This window comes from Serratia sp. (in: enterobacteria) (assembly GCF_052400455.1).
GTDB classification, from domain to species: Bacteria; Pseudomonadota; Gammaproteobacteria; order Enterobacterales; family Enterobacteriaceae; genus Serratia; species Serratia ureilytica.
Genome location: NZ_CP185812.1, coordinates 1,802,906 through 1,820,438 on the forward strand (window position 1 = coordinate 1,802,906; position 17,533 = coordinate 1,820,438).

Sequence of the window (17,533 nt, forward strand, 5' to 3'; positions counted from 1 at the left end):
GGCGGATTACGCCAACGTCAAATCAGTTTTCGGGATGCAGCTGCAGCACAGGATGGTGCCGTTGTCGCCCAGCGCGCTTTTCTTCAGGGGCGCGACTTCACCGCTCAGCAATGTAATGCGGCAGCTGCCGCAAATCCCGGCGCGGCACGAGTAAGGCACGCGAATGCCTTGCTGTTCCAGTTGTTCGAGCAGGATCTGCTGGTTATTGCCGGTAAATACCTTTCCTTCATATTCGATCGTGACGCTGTGCGCGCTGTCCTGCGGCGCCTGCACGCTCTCCACCACTTTACCTGCGCCATAAGGGCGCGGCGGCTTGGTTGACAAGACTTCCACCGTATCGCCCACGCGAATGATGCCGCTGTTGCGCGCGATCATATTCTGGCCGAAATCGATGTCGCCGTTGTCGGCGGAGCGGAATTTTTGCAGCGTGCTGAGCGGTTCGCCGCTCGGGTGCTTGCGGCCACGCTCGGTGCTGACGGTGGTGAGCACGCAGCGGCTGCAGGGTTTCACCAGATCGAACATCACGTCGCCGACGCGGATCACCTGCCAGCCGTCTTCAGCCCAGGCGGTAGCGCCGCTCACCACCAGATTGGGGCGGAACTGTTCCAGCTTGATGCTGCCGGGGCAACGCTGCTGCAGGTCGTTGAACGAGGCTTGGTTAATCAGCAGATAAGGGTAGCCGTCGGCAAACGTCAGCGGGATTTCAGGGTGTTTCTTGACCCGGCGGGTCAGCTCCGGCCCCAGCCAGCGCAGCTGCACGTCGCGCTGGAAATAGCCGCTCAGCCAGCGGTTGATCTCATCCGGCGCGATCAGCGCGGTGAAATGGTTGCCCCACACCTCGGTCGGCTGCGGCGTGGCTGCGAAGTCGCTGAAGCGAATGGCGGCGCTTTCACCGTCCGGCGCGGTCAGAAACAGCCCGTCCGGCAACAGCGCCGGCGTGAACAACACCATCTGCGGATATTGGCGCGCGGTAATAAAGGTGCCGTCCGGTTCGGTGATCATAAAGTTGCGGTCAAAGGCCAGACCGCTGCTGCCGACCTGGGCGTAGGAAAGCTGCAAGCCGCGCAGTGATTTAACCGGATGGACGTAGAGTCTGGAAAGCGTGATCACCCTTATCTCCGTACGATGATTAAATAGAAGGGAGCAACTTTATGACAAGCGGTGCGGATTAGCTATAATGCGCAACAATTTTCTTTTTGGTGATAAGTACGATATGAACTCTCTGTTTGCCAGCACGGCGCGTGGATTGGAAGAACTGTTAAAAAGCGAGCTGGAAACGCTTGGCGCTCACGACTGCAAAGTGGTGCAGGGCGGGGTACATTTTCAGGGTGACGATCGTCTTCTGTACCAAAGCCTGCTGTGGAGCCGCCTGGCTTCGCGCATTTTGTTGCCGCTGAACGAATTCCGCGTGCACAGCGACCTGGATCTGTACCTCGGCGTGCAGGCGATTGACTGGCCGAGCATTTTTGGCGTGGATAAAACCTTCGCCGTGCATTTCAGCGGCGTGAACGAAGAGATCCGCAACAGCCAGTATGGCGCGCTGAAGGTGAAAGACGCCATCGTTGACAGCTTCACCCGTAAGCTCGACCAACGCCCGACGGTTGCCAAACAGCAGCCGGACATTCGCGTTAACGTCTTCCTGCAACGCGATATGGCCAGCGTGGCGCTCGATCTGAGCGGCGAAGGCCTGCACCAGCGCGGCTACCGCGATCTCACCGGCCAGGCGCCGTTGAAGGAAAACCTGGCGGCCGCCATCGTGTTGCGTTCCGGCTGGCAGCCGGGCACGCCGATGCTCGATCCGATGTGCGGCTCCGGCACGTTGTTGATCGAAGCGGCGATGATCGCCGCCGATCGCGCGCCGGGCCTGCACCGTCAACACTGGGGCTTCAGCGCCTGGAATGGTCACAACGCCGAACTGTGGCGTGAAGTCACCACCGAAGCGCAGGTGCGCGCGCGTCGCGGCCTGCAGGAAACTACCTCTCGCTTCTTCGGTTCCGATATCGATCGTCGGGTGATTGAGATGGCGCGCGGCAACGCCCGCCGCGCCGGCGTCGCCGAGCTGATCACCTTCAACGTCGGCGACGTCGCGCGCTTGACCAACCCGCTGCCGGAAGGCCCGCACGGCACGGTGATCAGCAACCCGCCGTACGGCGAGCGTCTGGAAAGCGAACCGGCGCTGATCGCGCTGCACAACATGCTGGGCCGCGTGATGAAAAGCGCCTTTGGCGGTTGGCAGCTGTCGCTGTTCAGCGCCTCGCCGGAGCTGTTGAGCTGCCTGCAGCTGCGCGCCGAGCGCCAGTTCAAGGCGAAGAACGGCCCGCTGGAGTGCGTGCAGAAAAACTATCAGCTGGCGGCAAGCCCGGCCGGAAACGCTACCGGCGGCGTGCAGGTGGCGGAAGATTTCGCCAACCGTCTGCGCAAGAATTTGAAGAAGCTCGACAAGTGGGCGAAGCAACAAGGCATCGAATGCTACCGCCTGTACGACGCCGATCTGCCAGAATACAACGTCGCGGTGGACCGTTACGGCAGCAAGGTGGTGGTGCAGGAGTATGCGCCGCCGAAAACCGTCGATGCGCAGAAGGCGCGTCAGCGCCTGTTCGATGTGATCAACGCGACGCTGGCGGTGCTGGAATTGCCGTCGAATCAGCTGATCCTGAAAACCCGCGAGCGGCAGAAGGGCAAAAACCAGTACGAGAAACTGGCGCAGAAGGGCGAGTTCTTGCTGGTGGAAGAGTATAACGCCAAGCTGTGGGTCAACCTGACCGACTATCTCGATACCGGCCTGTTCCTCGATCACCGCATTGCGCGCCGTATGCTGGGCGAGATGAGCGGCGGCAAGGACTTCCTCAACCTGTTCGCCTATACCGGCACCGCCAGCGTGCATGCCGGGCTGGGCGGCGCGCGCAGCACCACCACGGTGGACATGTCGCGCACCTACCTGGAATGGGCGGAGAAGAACCTGCGCGCCAACGGCCTGACCGGCCGCCAGCATCGGCTGATCCAGGCCGACTGCCTGTCGTGGCTGAGCAATGCCAATGAACAGTTCGACGTGATCTTCATCGATCCACCGACGTTCTCCAACTCCAAGCGGATGGAGAACACCTTTGACGTGCAGCGCGATCACCTGGCGCTGATGAAAGATTTGAAACGGTTGCTGCGCCGCAACGGGACCATCATGTTCTCGAACAACAAGCGCGGTTTCCAAATGGATATGGCAGGGCTGAGTGCGCTGGGCCTGGAGGCGAAAGAGATCACCGCCAAGACGCTGTCGCAGGATTTTGCCCGTAACCGTCAGATCCACAACTGCTGGCTGGTGACTCACGCCGGCGAAGGAAAATAATTACTATGTCGTTAATCAGCATGTCCGGCGCCTGGCTCTCTTTCAGCGATGCGCCATTGTTAGACAACACCGAAATTCATATCGAAGACAACGAGCGCGTGTGTCTGGTCGGGCGCAACGGCGCCGGCAAATCCACGCTGCTGAAAATCCTCGGCAAAGAGATCCCGCTGGACGACGGCCGGGTGATCTACGAACAGGATCTGATCGTGGCGCGTCTGCAACAGGATCCGCCGCGCAATATCGGCGGCAGCGTGTTCGATTTCGTGGCGGAAGGCGTCGCGGAGCAGGCGGAACACCTGAAGGCGTATCACGCGATCTCCCACCTGGTGGAAAGCGACCCGAGCGAGAAAAACCTGGCGCGCATGGCGCAAATCATGGAGATCCTCGATCACCAGGGGCTGTGGCAGCTCGACAGCCGCATCAGCGAAGTGCTGCTGCAGCTGGGGCTGAACGGCGACGCAGAGCTTTCCTCGCTGTCCGGCGGCTGGCTGCGCAAAGCGGCGCTGGGCCGCGCGTTGGTGAGCTCGCCGCGCGTTTTGTTGCTCGACGAACCGACCAACCACCTGGATATCGAAACCATCGACTGGCTGGAAGGTTTCCTGAAAGAGTTCGACGGTAGCATCGTCTTCATCTCGCACGACCGTTCGTTTATCCGCAACATGGCGACGCGCATCGTCGATCTGGATCGCGGCAAGCTGGTTTCCTGGCCGGGCAACTACGATCTGTACCTGCAGAGCAAAGAAGAAGCGCTGCGGGTGGAAGAGCTGCAAAACGCCGAGTTCGACCGCAAGCTGGCGCAGGAAGAGGTCTGGATCCGTCAAGGCATCAAGGCGCGCCGCACCCGCAACGAGGGCCGCGTGCGCGCGCTGAAGGCGCTGCGCGTCGAGCGTTCAGAGCGCCGTGAAGTGATGGGCACCGCCAAGATGCAGGTGGAAGAGGCGACCCGCTCCGGCAAAATCGTATTCGAGCTGGAAGACGTCAATTATCAGGTTGGCGAAAAGGTGCTGGTGCGCGGTTTCTCCGCCCAGGTGCAGCGCGGCGACAAGATTGCGCTGGTGGGGCCGAACGGCTGCGGCAAAACCACGCTGCTGAAACTGATGCTCGGTCAGCTGAAAGCCGACAGCGGCCGCGTGCACTGCGGCACCAAGCTGGAAGTGGCCTATTTCGACCAGCACCGCGCCGATCTCGATCCGGAGCGCACGGTGATGGACAACCTGGCGGAAGGCAAGCAGGAAGTGATGGTCAACGGCCGTCCTCGCCACGTGCTGGGCTACCTGCAGGACTTCCTGTTCCACCCGAAACGCGCGATGACGCCGGTGAAGGCGCTGTCGGGCGGTGAGCGTAACCGCTTGCTGTTGGCTAAGCTGTTTCTGAAACCGAGCAATCTGCTGATCCTCGATGAACCAACCAACGATCTCGACGTCGAAACGCTGGAGCTGCTGGAAGAGCTGATCGACGGCTATCAGGGCACTGTGTTGCTGGTCAGTCACGATCGTCAGTTCGTCGACAACTCGGTGACCGAGTGCTGGATCTTCGAAGGCAATGGCGTGATCAACGCCTTCGTCGGCGGTTACTACGATGCGCATCACCAGCGCGCGACAGCGAAACCGATTCGTCAGGCGGCGCCGAGCGCGAGCAAACCGGCGGCGGAGAAAAAGGCCGAACAGCCGAAGAAAGCGGCGGCCAAGCTGAGTTACAACCTGCTGCGCGAACTGGAACAGCTGCCGCAGCGGCTCGAACAGCTGGAAGCGGAAATCGAAGCGCTGCAGGCGCAGATGAGCGATGCCGACTTCTTCACGCGGCCGCACAGCGAAACGCAAGAAGTGCTGACGGCGTTGGCTAACGCCGAGCAGGCGCTCGAGCAGGCCTTCGCCCGCTGGGAAGAGCTGGAAGCGATGAAAAACGGCTGACCGTTGCGATACCGCCCGCGCGCTGCTGCGGGCGGTATCGACGTGCCGGTGAGCAACGTTATTTAGGAGGAATATGGTGTGTTCCCACAACAATCATCAGCAGCATAGTCATTCCGCACCCTCGGCGGCGCAGCAGGATAACCTGATGCTGTGCCCGCAGTGCGACATGCTGGTGGCGCTGCCGCCGCTGGCCTATGGCAGCAAAGCGGTATGCCCGCGCTGCAAAACCACGCTCAGCGCCCGCTGGGACGAGCCGCGCAAGCGGCCGATCGGTTACGCGCTCAGCGCCTTGTTCATGCTGGTGCTGGCCAACATTTTCCCGTTTATCAACATGCGCGTCGCCGGCCTCGGCAACGAAATCCGGCTGATCCAAATCCCGGAAGTCATGGTGGCGGAAGACTACGCCAGCATGGCCACCTTGTTTATGGTGTTCGTGCAGCTGATCCCGGCGTTTTGCATGGTGGCGATCATCCTGCTGTGCGCCAGGGTGCGCTTGCCGCTGGGTCTCAAAGAGTGGATGGCCCGGGTGCTGTTCCAGTTCAAGACCTGGTGCATGGTGGAAATTTTCCTCGCCGGGGTGCTGGTCAGCTTCGTCAAGCTGATGGCCTACGGCGACATCGGCATCGGCAGCAGCTTCGTGCCTTACTGCCTGTTCTGTCTGCTGCAGGTGCGCGCTTTCCAGTGCGTGGATCGGCGCTGGCTGTGGCAGGATATCGAACCGGCGCCGCGGCTTAATCGCCCGCTGACGGTGGGGCGCACCGGCATGCGCCAGGGCGTGCGCTCCTGCGCGTGCTGCACGGCGATCCTGCCGGCCGATCAGGTGCGCTGCCCGCGCTGCCACACCAAGGGCTACGTGCGTCGCCGCCACAGCCTGCAGTGGACGCTGGCGCTGCTGGTGACCTCTGTCATGCTGTATATTCCGGCCAACCTGATGCCCATCATGGTGACCGAGGCGCTGGGTAACAAGATGAATTCCACCATCATGGCGGGGGTGATCCTGCTGTGGGGGGACGGCTCTTATCCGGTAGCGATGGTGATTTTCATCGCCAGTATCATGGTGCCGTCGCTGAAAATGTTGGCGATCGGTTGGCTGTGCTGGGATGCGAACGGCAGGAAGAAACCGCGCGCCGACAGCGAGCGTATGCATCTGATTTATGAAGTGGTCGAATTCGTTGGTCGTTGGTCAATGATCGACGTGTTTGTGATCGCCGTGTTGTCGGCGTTGGTGCGAATGGGGCAGTTGATGAGCATTTATCCCGCGACGGGCGCCGTGCTGTTCGCGCTGGTGGTGATCCTCACCATGTTCGCCGCCATGACATTTGATCCCCGGCTGACCTGGGATCGCGCAAGTGAAACAATAAACAAGGAGCCGCAAGGTGACGGAAAATAATCATAGCGTCGCGGACGTCGAGAAGATCAAACGCTGGTCGCCGGTGTGGATCATTCCCATCGTGACCGCGCTGATCGGCGCCTGGATCCTGTTTTACCACTTCAGCCATCAGGGGCCGGTGGTGACGCTGGTGACCACGACGGCGGAAGGGCTGGAAGCGGGTAAAACCAAAATCAAAAGCCGCAGCGTTGACGTCGGCGTGGTGGAAACCGTCACGTTGAGCGATGACCTGAGCAAGGTGATGGTGCAGGCGCGTCTCAATTCCGGCATGGAGAAATTGCTGCGCCAGGATTCCGCCTTCTGGGTGGTGAAGCCGCAGATCGGCCGTGAAGGGGTCTCCGGGCTGGGCACGCTGCTCTCCGGCGCCTATATCGAACTGCAGCCGGGCAACAAAGGCAAAGACGGCAAAGACAACTATCAGCTGCTCGATGCGCCGCCGCTGGCTTCCCCGGACGCCAAAGGGTTGCGCATCGTGCTGGACAGCGAGAAGTCAGGCCAGCTCAACGCCGGCGATCCGGTGCTGTTCCGCGGCTATCGCGTCGGGTCGGTGGAAACCAGCTACTTCGACCCTAAAGAGCGCGCCATGCGCTATCAGCTGTTCATCACCGCGCCTTACGATCAGTTGGTCACCACCAACGTGCGCTTCTGGAAAGACAGCGGCGTGGCGTTTGACATGTCGGCACAGGGCATGCGGGTGGAGATGGGCTCGTTGACCACGCTGTTTAGCGGCGGCGTCAGCTTCGATGTGCCGGACGGCTGGGATCGCGGCGAACAGGCGAAAGAGAAAGCGGAGTACCGGCTGTTCGACAACCAGCGCAGCACGCAGGATTCGCTGTATACCGTGCATAAAGACTACCTGCTGTTCTTCTCCGATTCGGTACGCGGCCTGCAGCCGGGCGCGCCGGTCGAGTTCCGCGGCATCCGTCTGGGGACGGTGGCGCAGGTGCCGTTCTATAAAGACGGCATGGCGCAGCGTCTGGATAACGACTACCGCATTCCGGTGCTGATCCGCATCGAGCCGGATCGCTTCCAGAAACAGCTGGGCGGCAACTTTGATATTGAAGGGCACTTGAAAGATGCGGAATCCCGCGGCATGCGCGCCTCGATGAAGTCCGCCAACCTGCTGACCGGTTCGCTGTACATCGATCTCGACTTCTATCCGCAGGAAAAACCGTGGAAAGGGCCGCGCGAGCTGTTTGGTTATCCGCTGATGCCGACCACCAGCGGCGGTCTGGCGCAGATCCAGCAGAAACTGATGCAGACGTTGGATAAGATTAATTCGATGCCGATCAATCCGATGATCAGCGAAGCGACCAAGACGCTGGCGGAAAGCCAGAAAACCATGAAGTCGACGCAGCAGACCATGAAGTCGTTGAACGACATCATCGCCAGCAAAGAGATGCAGGCGCTGCCGCAGGACATGCAGAAAACGCTGCTGGAGCTGAACCGCAGCATGAAAGGGTTCCAGCCTGGTTCACCGGCTTACAACAAGATGGTGGGCGACATGCAGCGCCTCGATCAGGTCTTGCGTGAGCTGCAACCGGTGTTGCGCACCCTGAATGAGAAGAGCAACGCGCTGGTGTTTGAAGCCGCCGGCAGCAATGACCCTCAGCCGAAGAAGGCCACGAAATGATGAAATGGATCCCGGTAGCCCTGGCGCTGTTGCTCAGCGCCTGCAGCAGTTCGCCTCAGAAGACTTACTATCAGTTGCCGGCGCTGGGCGCGCCGGCCGTGGCCGGCAGCAGCGCCGCCTCCACGCGCCAGCTGTGGCTGGAGCACGTGAGCGTGGCGGATTATCTGGCGCAGAGCGGCGTGGTGTATCAGACCAACGACGTGCAGTATGTGATAGCCCAGAACAACCTGTGGGCCAGCCCGCTCGATCAGCAGCTGCAGCAAACGCTGGTCACCAACCTGAGCAGCGCGCTGCCGGGGTGGGTGGTCTCTTCGCAGCCGATGAGCAGCGATCAGGATGTGCTGAACGTGACCATCAGCGGCTTCCACGGCCGCTTTGACGGGAAAGCGATCATTCGCGGCGAGTGGGTGCTGAACCGCCAGGGGCGTTTGATCAAAAGGCCTTTCAACCTGGAGCTGAAACAGGGTGAAGACGGCTATGATGCCCTGGTGCGCACTCTGGCGCAGGGGTGGCAGCAGGAAGCCCAGGCTATCGCAGCACAGATGGGCGGCATTTAGTCATAATTTGGTCTAAAATCGTCTAATCCCTGTCGGCGTGAAAAGTCGTTTTTTCTCGCTGGCAGGGATTTCTATTTTATTTCAATTGGTTAACCCCTTCCCCTGCAGATCAGCCACTTAGCATTTTCCTCGGGCGTAGCTCACAAATATGACATTGGCGTGAATTTTGCGCATTGATCTTCTCTTCTTTTAGCGCTATTGATTACTCGTGGCTGCGCAAAAAGCAGCCATTGTTTTCTTTCCACCAGACCAAAATGAGGGAAACGAGGCATGAAGAGACAGAAACGCGATCGTCTGGAAAGGGCGCATTCGAGAGGGTATCAGGCAGGTATTTTAGGGCGTTCCAGGGAACATTGTCCCTACCAATCATCAGTGGACGCCCGGTCTCAATGGCTGGGAGGTTGGCGAGAAGCCATGGAAGACAGGGCTGTGACCGCTTAAGCGGCTCCCTGTCAAATAAAAGGAATAACCTCCGCCCCTTGGCGGAGGTTTTTGTTTCAGGCGCTTATTCATCCCGCCAGCGTTTCAACAAAATACTCGCATTCACGCCGCCAAAGCCGAAGCCGTTTGATAAGGCGTAGGTCATGTTCATCGATTCCGCCTGTTTCGCGACCAGATGCAAACCTGCCGCCGCCGGGTCGGGGTTATCCAGATTTAGCGTGGCAGGGGCTATCTGATCGCGCAGAGCCAAGGCGGTAAAGATGGTTTCCAGCCCGCCAGCGGCGCCCAGCAGGTGCCCGGTCGCTGATTTTGTTGAGGTCACGGCGACAGTCCCGGCCGTGCCAAACAGGTGTTTGATGGCGTTGATTTCGCCCAAATCCCCTACGGGTGTCGACGTCGCGTGCGCATTTAAATGCTGTACCTCCTCGGGAACGACGTTCGCCTGCTTCAACGCGATTTTCATCGCCCGATAGGCGCCGTTGCCGTCTTCAGCGCCGGATGTCATATGGTAGGCGTCGGCGCTGGTGCCATAGCCGACGATTTCCGCGAGCGGGGTGGCGCCGCGCGCCAGCGCGTGTTCCAGCGTTTCAATGACCAGCATGCCGGCGCCTTCCCCCATGACAAATCCGTCCCGGGCGCTGTCGAAGGGCCGAGAGGCATGTTGCGCCAATTCGGCCGGAGCGGTGGACATGGCGCGCGCGGCGGCGAACCCGCCCAGGCTGACGGTATCTATAGCGGCTTCGGTACCGCCGCACACGGCGATATCGGCTTCATCATTGCGGATCATACGCACTGCGTCGCCAATGGCTTGCACGCCGGCGGCACAGGCGGTGACCGGCGCGCCAATCGGCCCCTTGAAGTGGTGTTTGATTGAAACGTGGCCGGCCGCCAGATTGACCAGGAATGAGGGGATGGTGAACGGCGACAGCCGCTTGGCACCGCGGCTGTCGGTTGTGCGCACCGCTTGGGCAATCGCCGGGAAACCGCCAATACCCGAGGCAATGACGGTGGCTGTGCGCTCTTGTTTTTCGTCCGTATCGGCTATCCAGCCGGCCTGACGAATGGCTTCGTCCGCCGCCGCCATAGCAAACAGGATAAAGCGGTCCATTTTCTTTTGGTCCTTGGGGGCGACGGAGGCGTCGGGGTTGAAGCCCGCTTCAGCATCTTGCGCCAGCGCCGGGACCTGTCCTCCGACCTTGACCTGTAAATCTGCAACGATCTCGTCAGGCAACGCTCGAATGCCGGATTCTCCTTTTAACAAACGTTGCCAGATGGCTTCAACACCGCACCCTAGCGGTGAAACGGCGCCCATGCCGGTAATGACGATACGACGATTGCTCATGATGGCTCCTTGGTAAATTCGGGTAAATCGGCGAGGCGCCGCTGCCGCATCAGTTCGGCGCGTTGATGTATGCCGTCGCTTGCCGCCGGCCCTGGCGCCAGCGTAATGAACTGCGGCGGCACCGGCTGTTGGGTATCACGATTGACCAACTGGACTTGGATCGGCCGATCGTTACGTCCGTCGACCAACAGGGCGCTAACGTCCCCGTCGGTCAGATGATTGTTGCCCCATTGTGAGAGCGCCGCCAACACCGGGAGAAAATCGTTGCCGCGCTCAGTAAGCAGGTAGTGATAGCGCACCGGCCGCGTTTGATAACGTTCTTTATACAGAATGCCGTGGGCCACCAAATCCTTCAGGCGACGCGCCAGTAGCGTGGGTGACATCCCCAGACTTTGTTGGAATTCGTCGAACCGGGACAGCCCCTGAAAAGCATCGCGAAGGATCAGGATGCTCCACCATTCCCCCACGCGATCCAATGCACGCGCTACGGGGCAAGGCGCGTCGCTAAAGCGGGTTTTTTGCATACCTTCCTCACTAAGTACAATAATTGTAGTTACTATGCTAGTCATGTTAGAGGATCTTGAGGGGCAAGAGAATAACCGGACGCAAAAAACCGCTATCGCACTGATGCGGGTATTGAGGGAGGCCGCCTTTCAGGCTGCCTGTTGCTTTGGCCGCTTCGGGTAAGCATAGGACAGAGAGCTGTGGCGGAAGACATTTCGGTGTCGGGCGATGAAATAAGGAGCACCCAACGTCTTCATATCGCCCAACAGCGCATTTTCGCTATCGGCCCTAATCCTCTTTGATGAGAACTGAATAATAAGATGATGCTAACGGCGGCTAAAAAGAGGGGCGGGAGTCTTTGAAAGGCCGGGAAAGGATAAGAGAAAGAAATGCCATCACGTCGAACATGACGGCATGCGAAGAGCGTTAGAAGAGAAGGCGGTGGCCGCCTTCTCGTCAGCGTGATTAGAACGCGGTGGTATCTTTGAACAGGCCCACTTTCAGATCGGTGGCGGTATAGATCACTTCACCGTCAACCAGCACTTCGCCATCGGCGACGCCCATGATCAGCTTGCGGGTGATGACGCGTTTGAAGTTAATACGATAGGTTACCTTTTTCGCGGTCGGCAGCACCTGGCCGGTGAACTTGACTTCACCGACGCCCAGCGCGCGGCCTTTGCCTTCGCCACCGAGCCAACCGAGGTAGAAACCGACCAGTTGCCACATCGCATCCAGGCCCAGGCAGCCCGGCATGACCGGATCGCCGATAAAGTGGCAACCGAAGAACCATAGGTCCGGATTAATATCCAGCTCCGCTTCCACATAACCTTTGTTGTGAGTCCCGCCGTCTTCGGTCATTTTGACCACGCGGTCCATCATCAACATGTTACCCGCCGGCAACGGTGGGCCACCGGCGCCGAACAGCTCGCCGCGGCCGGATGCTTCGAGGTCTTCTTTCGTATAGGAATCGCGTTTATCTACCATGTTCTCAGTAAGCCTTATTTTAATGAAGGACGCAGGTTAGCTAACACGTGTACGCTGAACAAGTCCGATCAGCCGTGGTTGAACCAGTTGAGCCAGCGTAGCGGCCATGGACGGCGGCGTTCCTGCAGGCTCACCTGCGCAATCCGTTCCTGAATGGCCGCCAACAAATTCGGCTGTTGTTCGTCAGAGTAGAGGCAACCGGTGAGCAAAGGCAAGGCTTCCGCCGCGCTCTCTACCGCCCACAGGTGGAATTGCCCCTCGCGCACCGCGTCAACGACATCCTGACGCAGGCACAGGTGGCGCACGTTGGTCACGGGCAGTATGACGCCCTGTTTGCCCGTCAGGCCTCGGCGTAAACAAACCTCGAAGAAACCTTCGACCTTTTCGTTAACGCCCCCTATCGGCTGTACGTTGCCGAATTGGTCAACGGAGCCGGTGACGGCGATCTGTTGTGTGATCGGCTGTTGTGACAGGGCGCTGATCAGGGCGCACAGTTCAGCCAGCGAGGCGCTGTCGCCGTCCACTTCACCGTAAGATTGCTCAAAAACGATCGAGGCGGAGAAGGGCAACTGCTGATCCAGATCCAGTTCGGCGATCACGAACGCTTGCATGATCATCATGCCTTTAGCGTGCAGGTTGCCGCCCAGCTCGGCCTTGCGTTCGACGTCGGTAAATTCACCGTCGCCGAGATGCACAACGCAACTGATGCGCGATGGTTCGCCGAAGCTGCGTGGGTGGCCGGGATAATCCAGGACTGACAGGCCGTTGATTTGCCCAACCACTTCACCCTCGGTCTCGATCAGGATCTGACCCAGTTCGATCTCATCCTGCATACGCTCGGCGAGATAGCTTTCACGCCATTCGCGGGCATTCAATGCCGCTTCAAACGCTTTGGCCGTAATGCGGTCTTTTTCGGCGTACAGTGCAGCTTCGGACAACTGCTGCCCAAGCCAAACCGGAGAGAGTGGCAGGATGCCCTGATCGCCACTATAACGCACCGCCTGAACGATCAGCGGCAGCCAGGCATCGGCCGCCAACATCGGTAACTGCCGCTCGGCGATCACACCGTTGACGTAGCCGCACCACTGCGCCATATCATCAACTTCAGTCAGTTGCAGATCGTCTTCATATTCGCCATAGACCGCTTGTTCACTCAGTTCTGGCTCGATATCGTGGAAATCGGCCAGGCCGTGGCGGTCGCCGACTACAATCAGCCGCAGATCCAGCGGCATCGGCGGAATGGCGACCGGCAGCGGGCGGGTTTCGTCAGGCGAAACCCAATGGAACTGACGCTGGCCGATCATTTGCTTCAACCGTAGCCATAGCAACGGCTGGGCCAGCAGCGCCCGGGCTGACAGGATCAGAATACCGCCGTTGGCCTGGTGCACCAGGCCGGGCTGCAGAGTGATGTCGCCATTGTGGATCCGCACGCAACCAAACAGCTGCTCCGGTTCAATCCACTCTTCGAACACGCAGGCACCGCCGGCAGCGAAAGGTTCATCGCCATGGCTGGCAGGCTCTACGCTGACCTTGCCATCCTGAATGACATAGTGGCTGCCGAGGCATGCCGTGTTTTGCGGCAGCAGTGGTTTGACGGCGTTAGCGATCAGTTCCAGGTATTCTCGCGTTTCTTGCGCTTTCAACAGCATGAATCGCGGTGGCGATTGGGGGTGACAAAATAGCGTCAGGGCATTTTCCAGCCGAGGCTGAATGGCGGAAAAGGGCACGGGTGCCAACTGAGCGGCGGTATCAAATATCGCCTGATAAGGCGTTACGTCCGGCAATAAAGATTGCCATTCAAGTCGGTTATTGGTCAAAGTGTTAGATGCAATCGTTAAAAAGGGAAAGGGCGATTATACAAGAATAACGGCAGCTTGATACATGTGGAGTGCCAGTTGGCATCAGGGAGTTTGACATCGCGCGATGACTGTGCAAAAAACAGTCTAAAAGACGGCTTAATTGCCGGGGAAATTCGGCGTAAAGCTGTTATGCTTATTTGAAGTTACGCGGTCACTGAAGAGCTCAAGATGAAATATCAGCAACTGGAAAATCTGGAGAGCGGTTGGAAATGGAAGTACCTGGTGAAGAAGCACCGGGAAGGGGAACTCATTACCCGCTACATTGAAAACAGCGCTGCTCAGGAAGCGGTTAACGAGCTGCTGAAGCTGGAAAATGAGCCGGTAAAGGTACTTGCATGGATTGCCGCTCATATGAATCCGGATCTGGATAACCGGATGAAACAAACGATCCGCGCCCGCCGCAAACGTCATTTTAACGCAGAACACCAGCATACGCGTAAAAAATCTATCGATCTGGAGTTTTTGGTTTGGCAACGCTTGGCTGCCCTGGCGCGTCGTCGCGGTGTGACGCTGTCGGAAACCGTCGTGCAGCTTATCGAAGATGCTGAGCGCAAAGAGAAGTATGCGAATCAGATGTCGTCGTTGAAAGAAGACCTGAAGGCGATTCTCGGCAAAGAACCTAAGTAAACGGGGCAGAGCGCCTTCGTTGCACCAGGTCTTGAATGCTCTGACAAAAACAGGACGAAAAAAACCCCGCATTGCGGGGTTTTTTATTAGGCGAGTAAACTTAGCCCTGAGGCTGAGTTACAACGTCTTTGATACCTTTAACTTCGATCTCTACGCGACGATCTGGTGCCAGGCATTCGATCTGAGCTTTGGTAGCGCGACCAGCTTTGTAGCCACAGGTGTTGCCAGTAACTGGATCAGCTTTGCCCATGCCACGTGCAGAGATTTTGTCTGACGGGATGCCTTTGGAGACCAGGTAGTCAACAACGCTTTGTGCACGTTTTTCAGACAGTTTCTGGTTGTACTGAGCGGAACCTACTGCATCGGTGTAACCCAGAACCACTACGGAACCGTCTTTAGGATCCATGGAGCTCAGCTGGGTGTACAGCTGATCCAGAGCCTGCTGACCTTGTGGCTTCAGAGTTGCTTTGTTGAAGTTGAACAGCACGTCAGACTTCAGAGTGAAACGCTTGGTTTCAACAACTGGAGCCGGAGCTGGAGCTGGAGCAACTGGAGCAACTACGTCATCCTGACCGAAGCGGTAAGAAACGCCCAGGCTCAGCATGGTGTTGTCTGGACGCGCACCAACGGTACCTGCATCACCGATGTTGCTTACGAACTGGTAGTCCAGGCGAGTAGCCCAGTTTTTGGTCAGTGCGTATTCAACACCAACAGCAGCCAGCGGAGAAACGCCGGTGTCGTGGTCGCTCAGGCGAGTGCCGTTGCCGTAGTTAGCTTTGGAGTCTGCGCGCCATACCATACCACCCAGACGAGTGTAGATGTCCAGATCGTCAGCAATTGGGTAGCTCAGTTTAGCGGCCAGTTGAACGCCCTGCGCTTTGAAAGCACCGTTGTTCACGCTGCCTTTGTAAGGCATACGGCCAAGCCAGTCATAGCCCAGTTCGAAGCCCAGGTATTGGTTTGCCTGGTAGCCCAGGAACGCGCCTGCACCCAGCTGATCTTTGTGGGTTGGGCCGTTGCCGATACCGTTCTGGTAACCGTTGCCGTAGAAGCCAACGTCATGGTACTGGGACCAACCCAGTTTAGCACCGGTGTACCAGGTGTTATCTTTTGGAGCGGCTTGCGCTACGGTAGCGAAACCTGCCAGTGCCACTGCTAATGCGATAGCTGTCTTTTTCATTTTGCGCCTCGTTATCATCCAAATAGGCAATGAGCTTTAAAGCTGTTTTAAGCCCTTGGTTAAATTCCTTCGCCAAGGTTTAAGCCCTCGTTTGTTACTCGCCAGTTTTTCTGACGTTATAGAGCAACCTTGGCGATGTAAAGTCTACAACGTGGCGCGAAAGTTACAAGTGTGATGTGATAAGGCTCTAAAAAAAAACGCAGAATCGTACATATTTGCTAACATTCTCAGCTCAAAAAAACGGCGATCAACAGGGCGTTTTCCCTTGCCAAACCGCGGCTGGACTAGCTTTTTGCCTTATCCCGCAAAGGTTCCCTTTACGGGGTGCGAAAATGATGGGAAAAATCCTAAATTTACTTAATGATACAAAGAAGAGTGAATTTTTAGGGTAGAACACTGTCCGTGAGTCGGGCTAATGTCACGTTGTGGACGCATGATAAACCCGTATGCGTTACCCAATTCTGCCGCACGTCTTAATTTTAGACGATCCTCCTCCGTTAGCTCGGGCAACCAGCCGAGAACCACGCTGTAATTCCCCGTTTGCAGCGCTTTTTCCATTGCCTCAACCGTATTCACCGGGCTGATCTGGCTCAATTGCACCACTTTATCCACCGGCAGGCCGGATTGCTGCAGCCATTGTTTGCTTAATTTTTGCTGCGGCGTGAGCCACAGAAGCCAGCGAGACTGCTTGCCCAGTTGCTGCAGCAGGGGCAACAGCAGTTGAGCCACTGCGGGCTGGCGTTCGTTGTAAACAAGTTCACTGATCAAGCCATTCTCTTTGCCGACATCCGTGTTCTTCGCAACATTGCGCGTTGTATAAGAGCCATGGCCGAAATGAGGTTGGTAGAGTGATTGAGTACGCATAAAGTTCCCGCCCGTCGTGTTACTGTATGTTTGTACAGTATCCCTGATTTAGGATAAGATCAACCCAAATTTTCGTAGCGGCTCGCATAATTGCGATCATTTTTTGTACCGACGGTTTTTGTGATTGGCAGGCGGACGGATAGTGCGTATTTTTCTAATTAGTTGTTCACGTTACTTTTTTCATTGATGAGAGAAATAATACGGCCAGAACCTAAAGGCCAGAACCTAAAAAGGAGGAACGCTATGAAAAGGATGTCGACGAGAAGAATCGCGCAGGCTAAAAATTGCTTTGCGGCATTGGGGGCCATCACGACTCGGTCGCAGTTCGGCGGTTACGGTCTGCTGGCTGAGGGCGTCATGTTTGCGGTGATAGCGGAGGGTGAGCTGTATTTGCGAGCTACGGCAAGCATGGAACCCGCCTTTCGCGCCCGCGGAATGGTCAATATGGTCTATTCCAAACGCGGTGTGCCCATTACCTTGCGTTATTACTGGGTTGACGAGTCGCTGTGGCGGGAACGCAACGAGCTGGTGGGGCTGGCCTGGCAAGCTGTCAGGGAGGCGCGCCGGGAGCAGCGGCTTAAGGCTGGCGATCACGGCCGACTGAAGGCATTGCCGAATATTGACGTCAATATGGAACGTCTGCTGTGGCGAGCGGGCATTCGCAACGCTTATGACCTGCGGCTGCATGGCGCCAAACGCAGCTATCTCCGTTTATTGAAACAGCAGACTAATTTGGGGCTACGAGTGCTGCTGTCGCTGGGCGGGGCGATAGCCGGTTATCATCAGGCGGCGTTGCCGGCCGAATTACGCAGCGAGTTAGTGCGTTGGTTCGATCATACGATGGCGATGCGCCGCCATGGGCATGAGCCGGTTATTCAGGGCCCATCGAACGGGCCCTGAAT

The 17,533-nt window shown here is 57.9% G+C and carries 15 protein-coding genes; 8 read left to right on the forward strand and 7 right to left on the reverse strand.

Features of this window, described 5'->3' with window-relative positions; translation table 11 throughout:
* Nucleotides 1-6 precede the first annotated feature (6 nt).
* Nucleotides 7-1,110 carry a YcbX family protein gene (locus tag ACORQT_RS08560; RefSeq protein WP_033642584.1) on the reverse strand — a complete coding sequence of 368 codons (1,104 nt, stop codon included), beginning with the start codon at nt 1,108-1,110 and terminating at the stop codon, nt 7-9.
* Nucleotides 1,111-1,213: 103 nt separating this feature from the next.
* Here ACORQT_RS08560 and rlmKL point away from each other — a divergent pair, with 103 nt between their 5' ends.
* The 6 genes from rlmKL (at nt 1,214) to rmf (ending at nt 9,271) form a co-directional block, all read left to right on the forward strand.
* Nucleotides 1,214-3,340, forward strand: coding sequence for a bifunctional 23S rRNA (guanine(2069)-N(7))-methyltransferase RlmK/23S rRNA (guanine(2445)-N(2))-methyltransferase RlmL (gene rlmKL, locus ACORQT_RS08565; RefSeq protein WP_089192583.1), 2,127 nt, complete (start codon nt 1,214-1,216; stop codon nt 3,338-3,340).
* A 5-nt stretch (nt 3,341-3,345) separates the two neighbouring features.
* Nucleotides 3,346-5,250, forward strand: coding sequence for an ABC transporter ATP-binding protein (locus tag ACORQT_RS08570; RefSeq protein WP_046686785.1), 1,905 nt, complete (start codon nt 3,346-3,348; stop codon nt 5,248-5,250).
* Nucleotides 5,251-5,326: 76 nt separating this feature from the next.
* Nucleotides 5,327-6,640: a membrane integrity-associated transporter subunit PqiA gene (gene pqiA / locus ACORQT_RS08575; RefSeq protein ID WP_369825817.1), complete on the forward strand. Its 1,314-nt coding sequence runs from the start codon at nt 5,327-5,329 to the stop codon at nt 6,638-6,640.
* Nucleotides 6,627-8,273: an intermembrane transport protein PqiB gene (gene pqiB, locus ACORQT_RS08580; RefSeq protein ID WP_033642587.1), complete on the forward strand. Its 1,647-nt coding sequence runs from the start codon at nt 6,627-6,629 to the stop codon at nt 8,271-8,273. Before pqiA ends, pqiB begins: the two co-directional genes overlap by 14 nt.
* Nucleotides 8,270-8,830 (forward strand): membrane integrity-associated transporter subunit PqiC, encoded by a 561-nt coding sequence (gene pqiC, locus ACORQT_RS08585; RefSeq protein WP_033650689.1) that lies wholly within the window; start codon nt 8,270-8,272, stop codon nt 8,828-8,830. Before pqiB ends, pqiC begins: the two co-directional genes overlap by 4 nt.
* Before the next feature lie 270 nt (nt 8,831-9,100).
* On the forward strand, nt 9,101-9,271 hold the full coding sequence (rmf, locus tag ACORQT_RS08590; RefSeq protein ID WP_004928150.1) for a ribosome modulation factor: 171 nt from the start codon (nt 9,101-9,103) through the stop codon (nt 9,269-9,271).
* Between the two features lie 64 nt (nt 9,272-9,335).
* Here the strand turns inward: rmf and fabF are convergent, their stop codons facing one another.
* The 4 genes from fabF to ACORQT_RS08610 all read right to left on the reverse strand — a co-directional run bounded on the left by fabF (nt 9,336) and on the right by ACORQT_RS08610 (nt 13,918).
* A complete protein-coding gene (fabF, locus tag ACORQT_RS08595) occupies nt 9,336-10,613 on the reverse strand; it encodes a beta-ketoacyl-ACP synthase II (RefSeq protein WP_164057177.1) in 1,278 nt (425 codons plus the stop codon).
* The gene (locus ACORQT_RS08600) at nt 10,610-11,137 is read right to left on the reverse strand and encodes a winged helix-turn-helix transcriptional regulator (RefSeq protein ID WP_033642590.1); all 528 of its coding nucleotides are present in this window, start codon (nt 11,135-11,137) and stop codon (nt 10,610-10,612) included. The genes fabF and ACORQT_RS08600 overlap by 4 nt, the downstream gene beginning before the upstream one ends.
* 445 nt (nt 11,138-11,582) lie before the next feature.
* Nucleotides 11,583-12,101 (reverse strand): bifunctional 3-hydroxydecanoyl-ACP dehydratase/trans-2-decenoyl-ACP isomerase, encoded by a 519-nt coding sequence (fabA, locus tag ACORQT_RS08605; protein ID WP_004928144.1) that lies wholly within the window; start codon nt 12,099-12,101, stop codon nt 11,583-11,585.
* 68 nt (nt 12,102-12,169) lie between these two features.
* Nucleotides 12,170-13,918 (reverse strand): AAA family ATPase, encoded by a 1,749-nt coding sequence (locus tag ACORQT_RS08610; protein WP_164057176.1) that lies wholly within the window; start codon nt 13,916-13,918, stop codon nt 12,170-12,172.
* 210 nt (nt 13,919-14,128) lie between these two features.
* On the opposite strand from ACORQT_RS08610, the gene matP reads away from it, so the two are divergent.
* Nucleotides 14,129-14,587 carry a macrodomain Ter protein MatP gene (gene matP, locus ACORQT_RS08615; protein ID WP_033642591.1) on the forward strand — a complete coding sequence of 153 codons (459 nt, stop codon included), beginning with the start codon at nt 14,129-14,131 and terminating at the stop codon, nt 14,585-14,587.
* A gap of 100 nt (nt 14,588-14,687) precedes the next feature.
* On the opposite strand, the gene ompA is transcribed toward matP, so the two are convergent.
* Both ompA and sulA read right to left on the reverse strand, forming a co-directional pair.
* Nucleotides 14,688-15,767, reverse strand: coding sequence for a porin OmpA (gene ompA / locus ACORQT_RS08620; RefSeq protein WP_046899347.1), 1,080 nt, complete (start codon nt 15,765-15,767; stop codon nt 14,688-14,690).
* 357 nt (nt 15,768-16,124) lie between these two features.
* Complete coding sequence (gene sulA, locus ACORQT_RS08625) at nt 16,125-16,631, reverse strand: SOS-induced cell division inhibitor SulA (RefSeq protein WP_033642592.1); 507 nt, start codon at nt 16,629-16,631, stop codon at nt 16,125-16,127.
* 243 nt (nt 16,632-16,874) lie between these two features.
* Between sulA and ACORQT_RS08630 the strand changes: the two genes are divergently transcribed.
* Complete coding sequence (locus ACORQT_RS08630) at nt 16,875-17,531, forward strand: TfoX/Sxy family DNA transformation protein (protein WP_033650692.1); 657 nt, start codon at nt 16,875-16,877, stop codon at nt 17,529-17,531.
* The last annotated feature ends 2 nt before the right edge of the window (nt 17,532-17,533 follow it).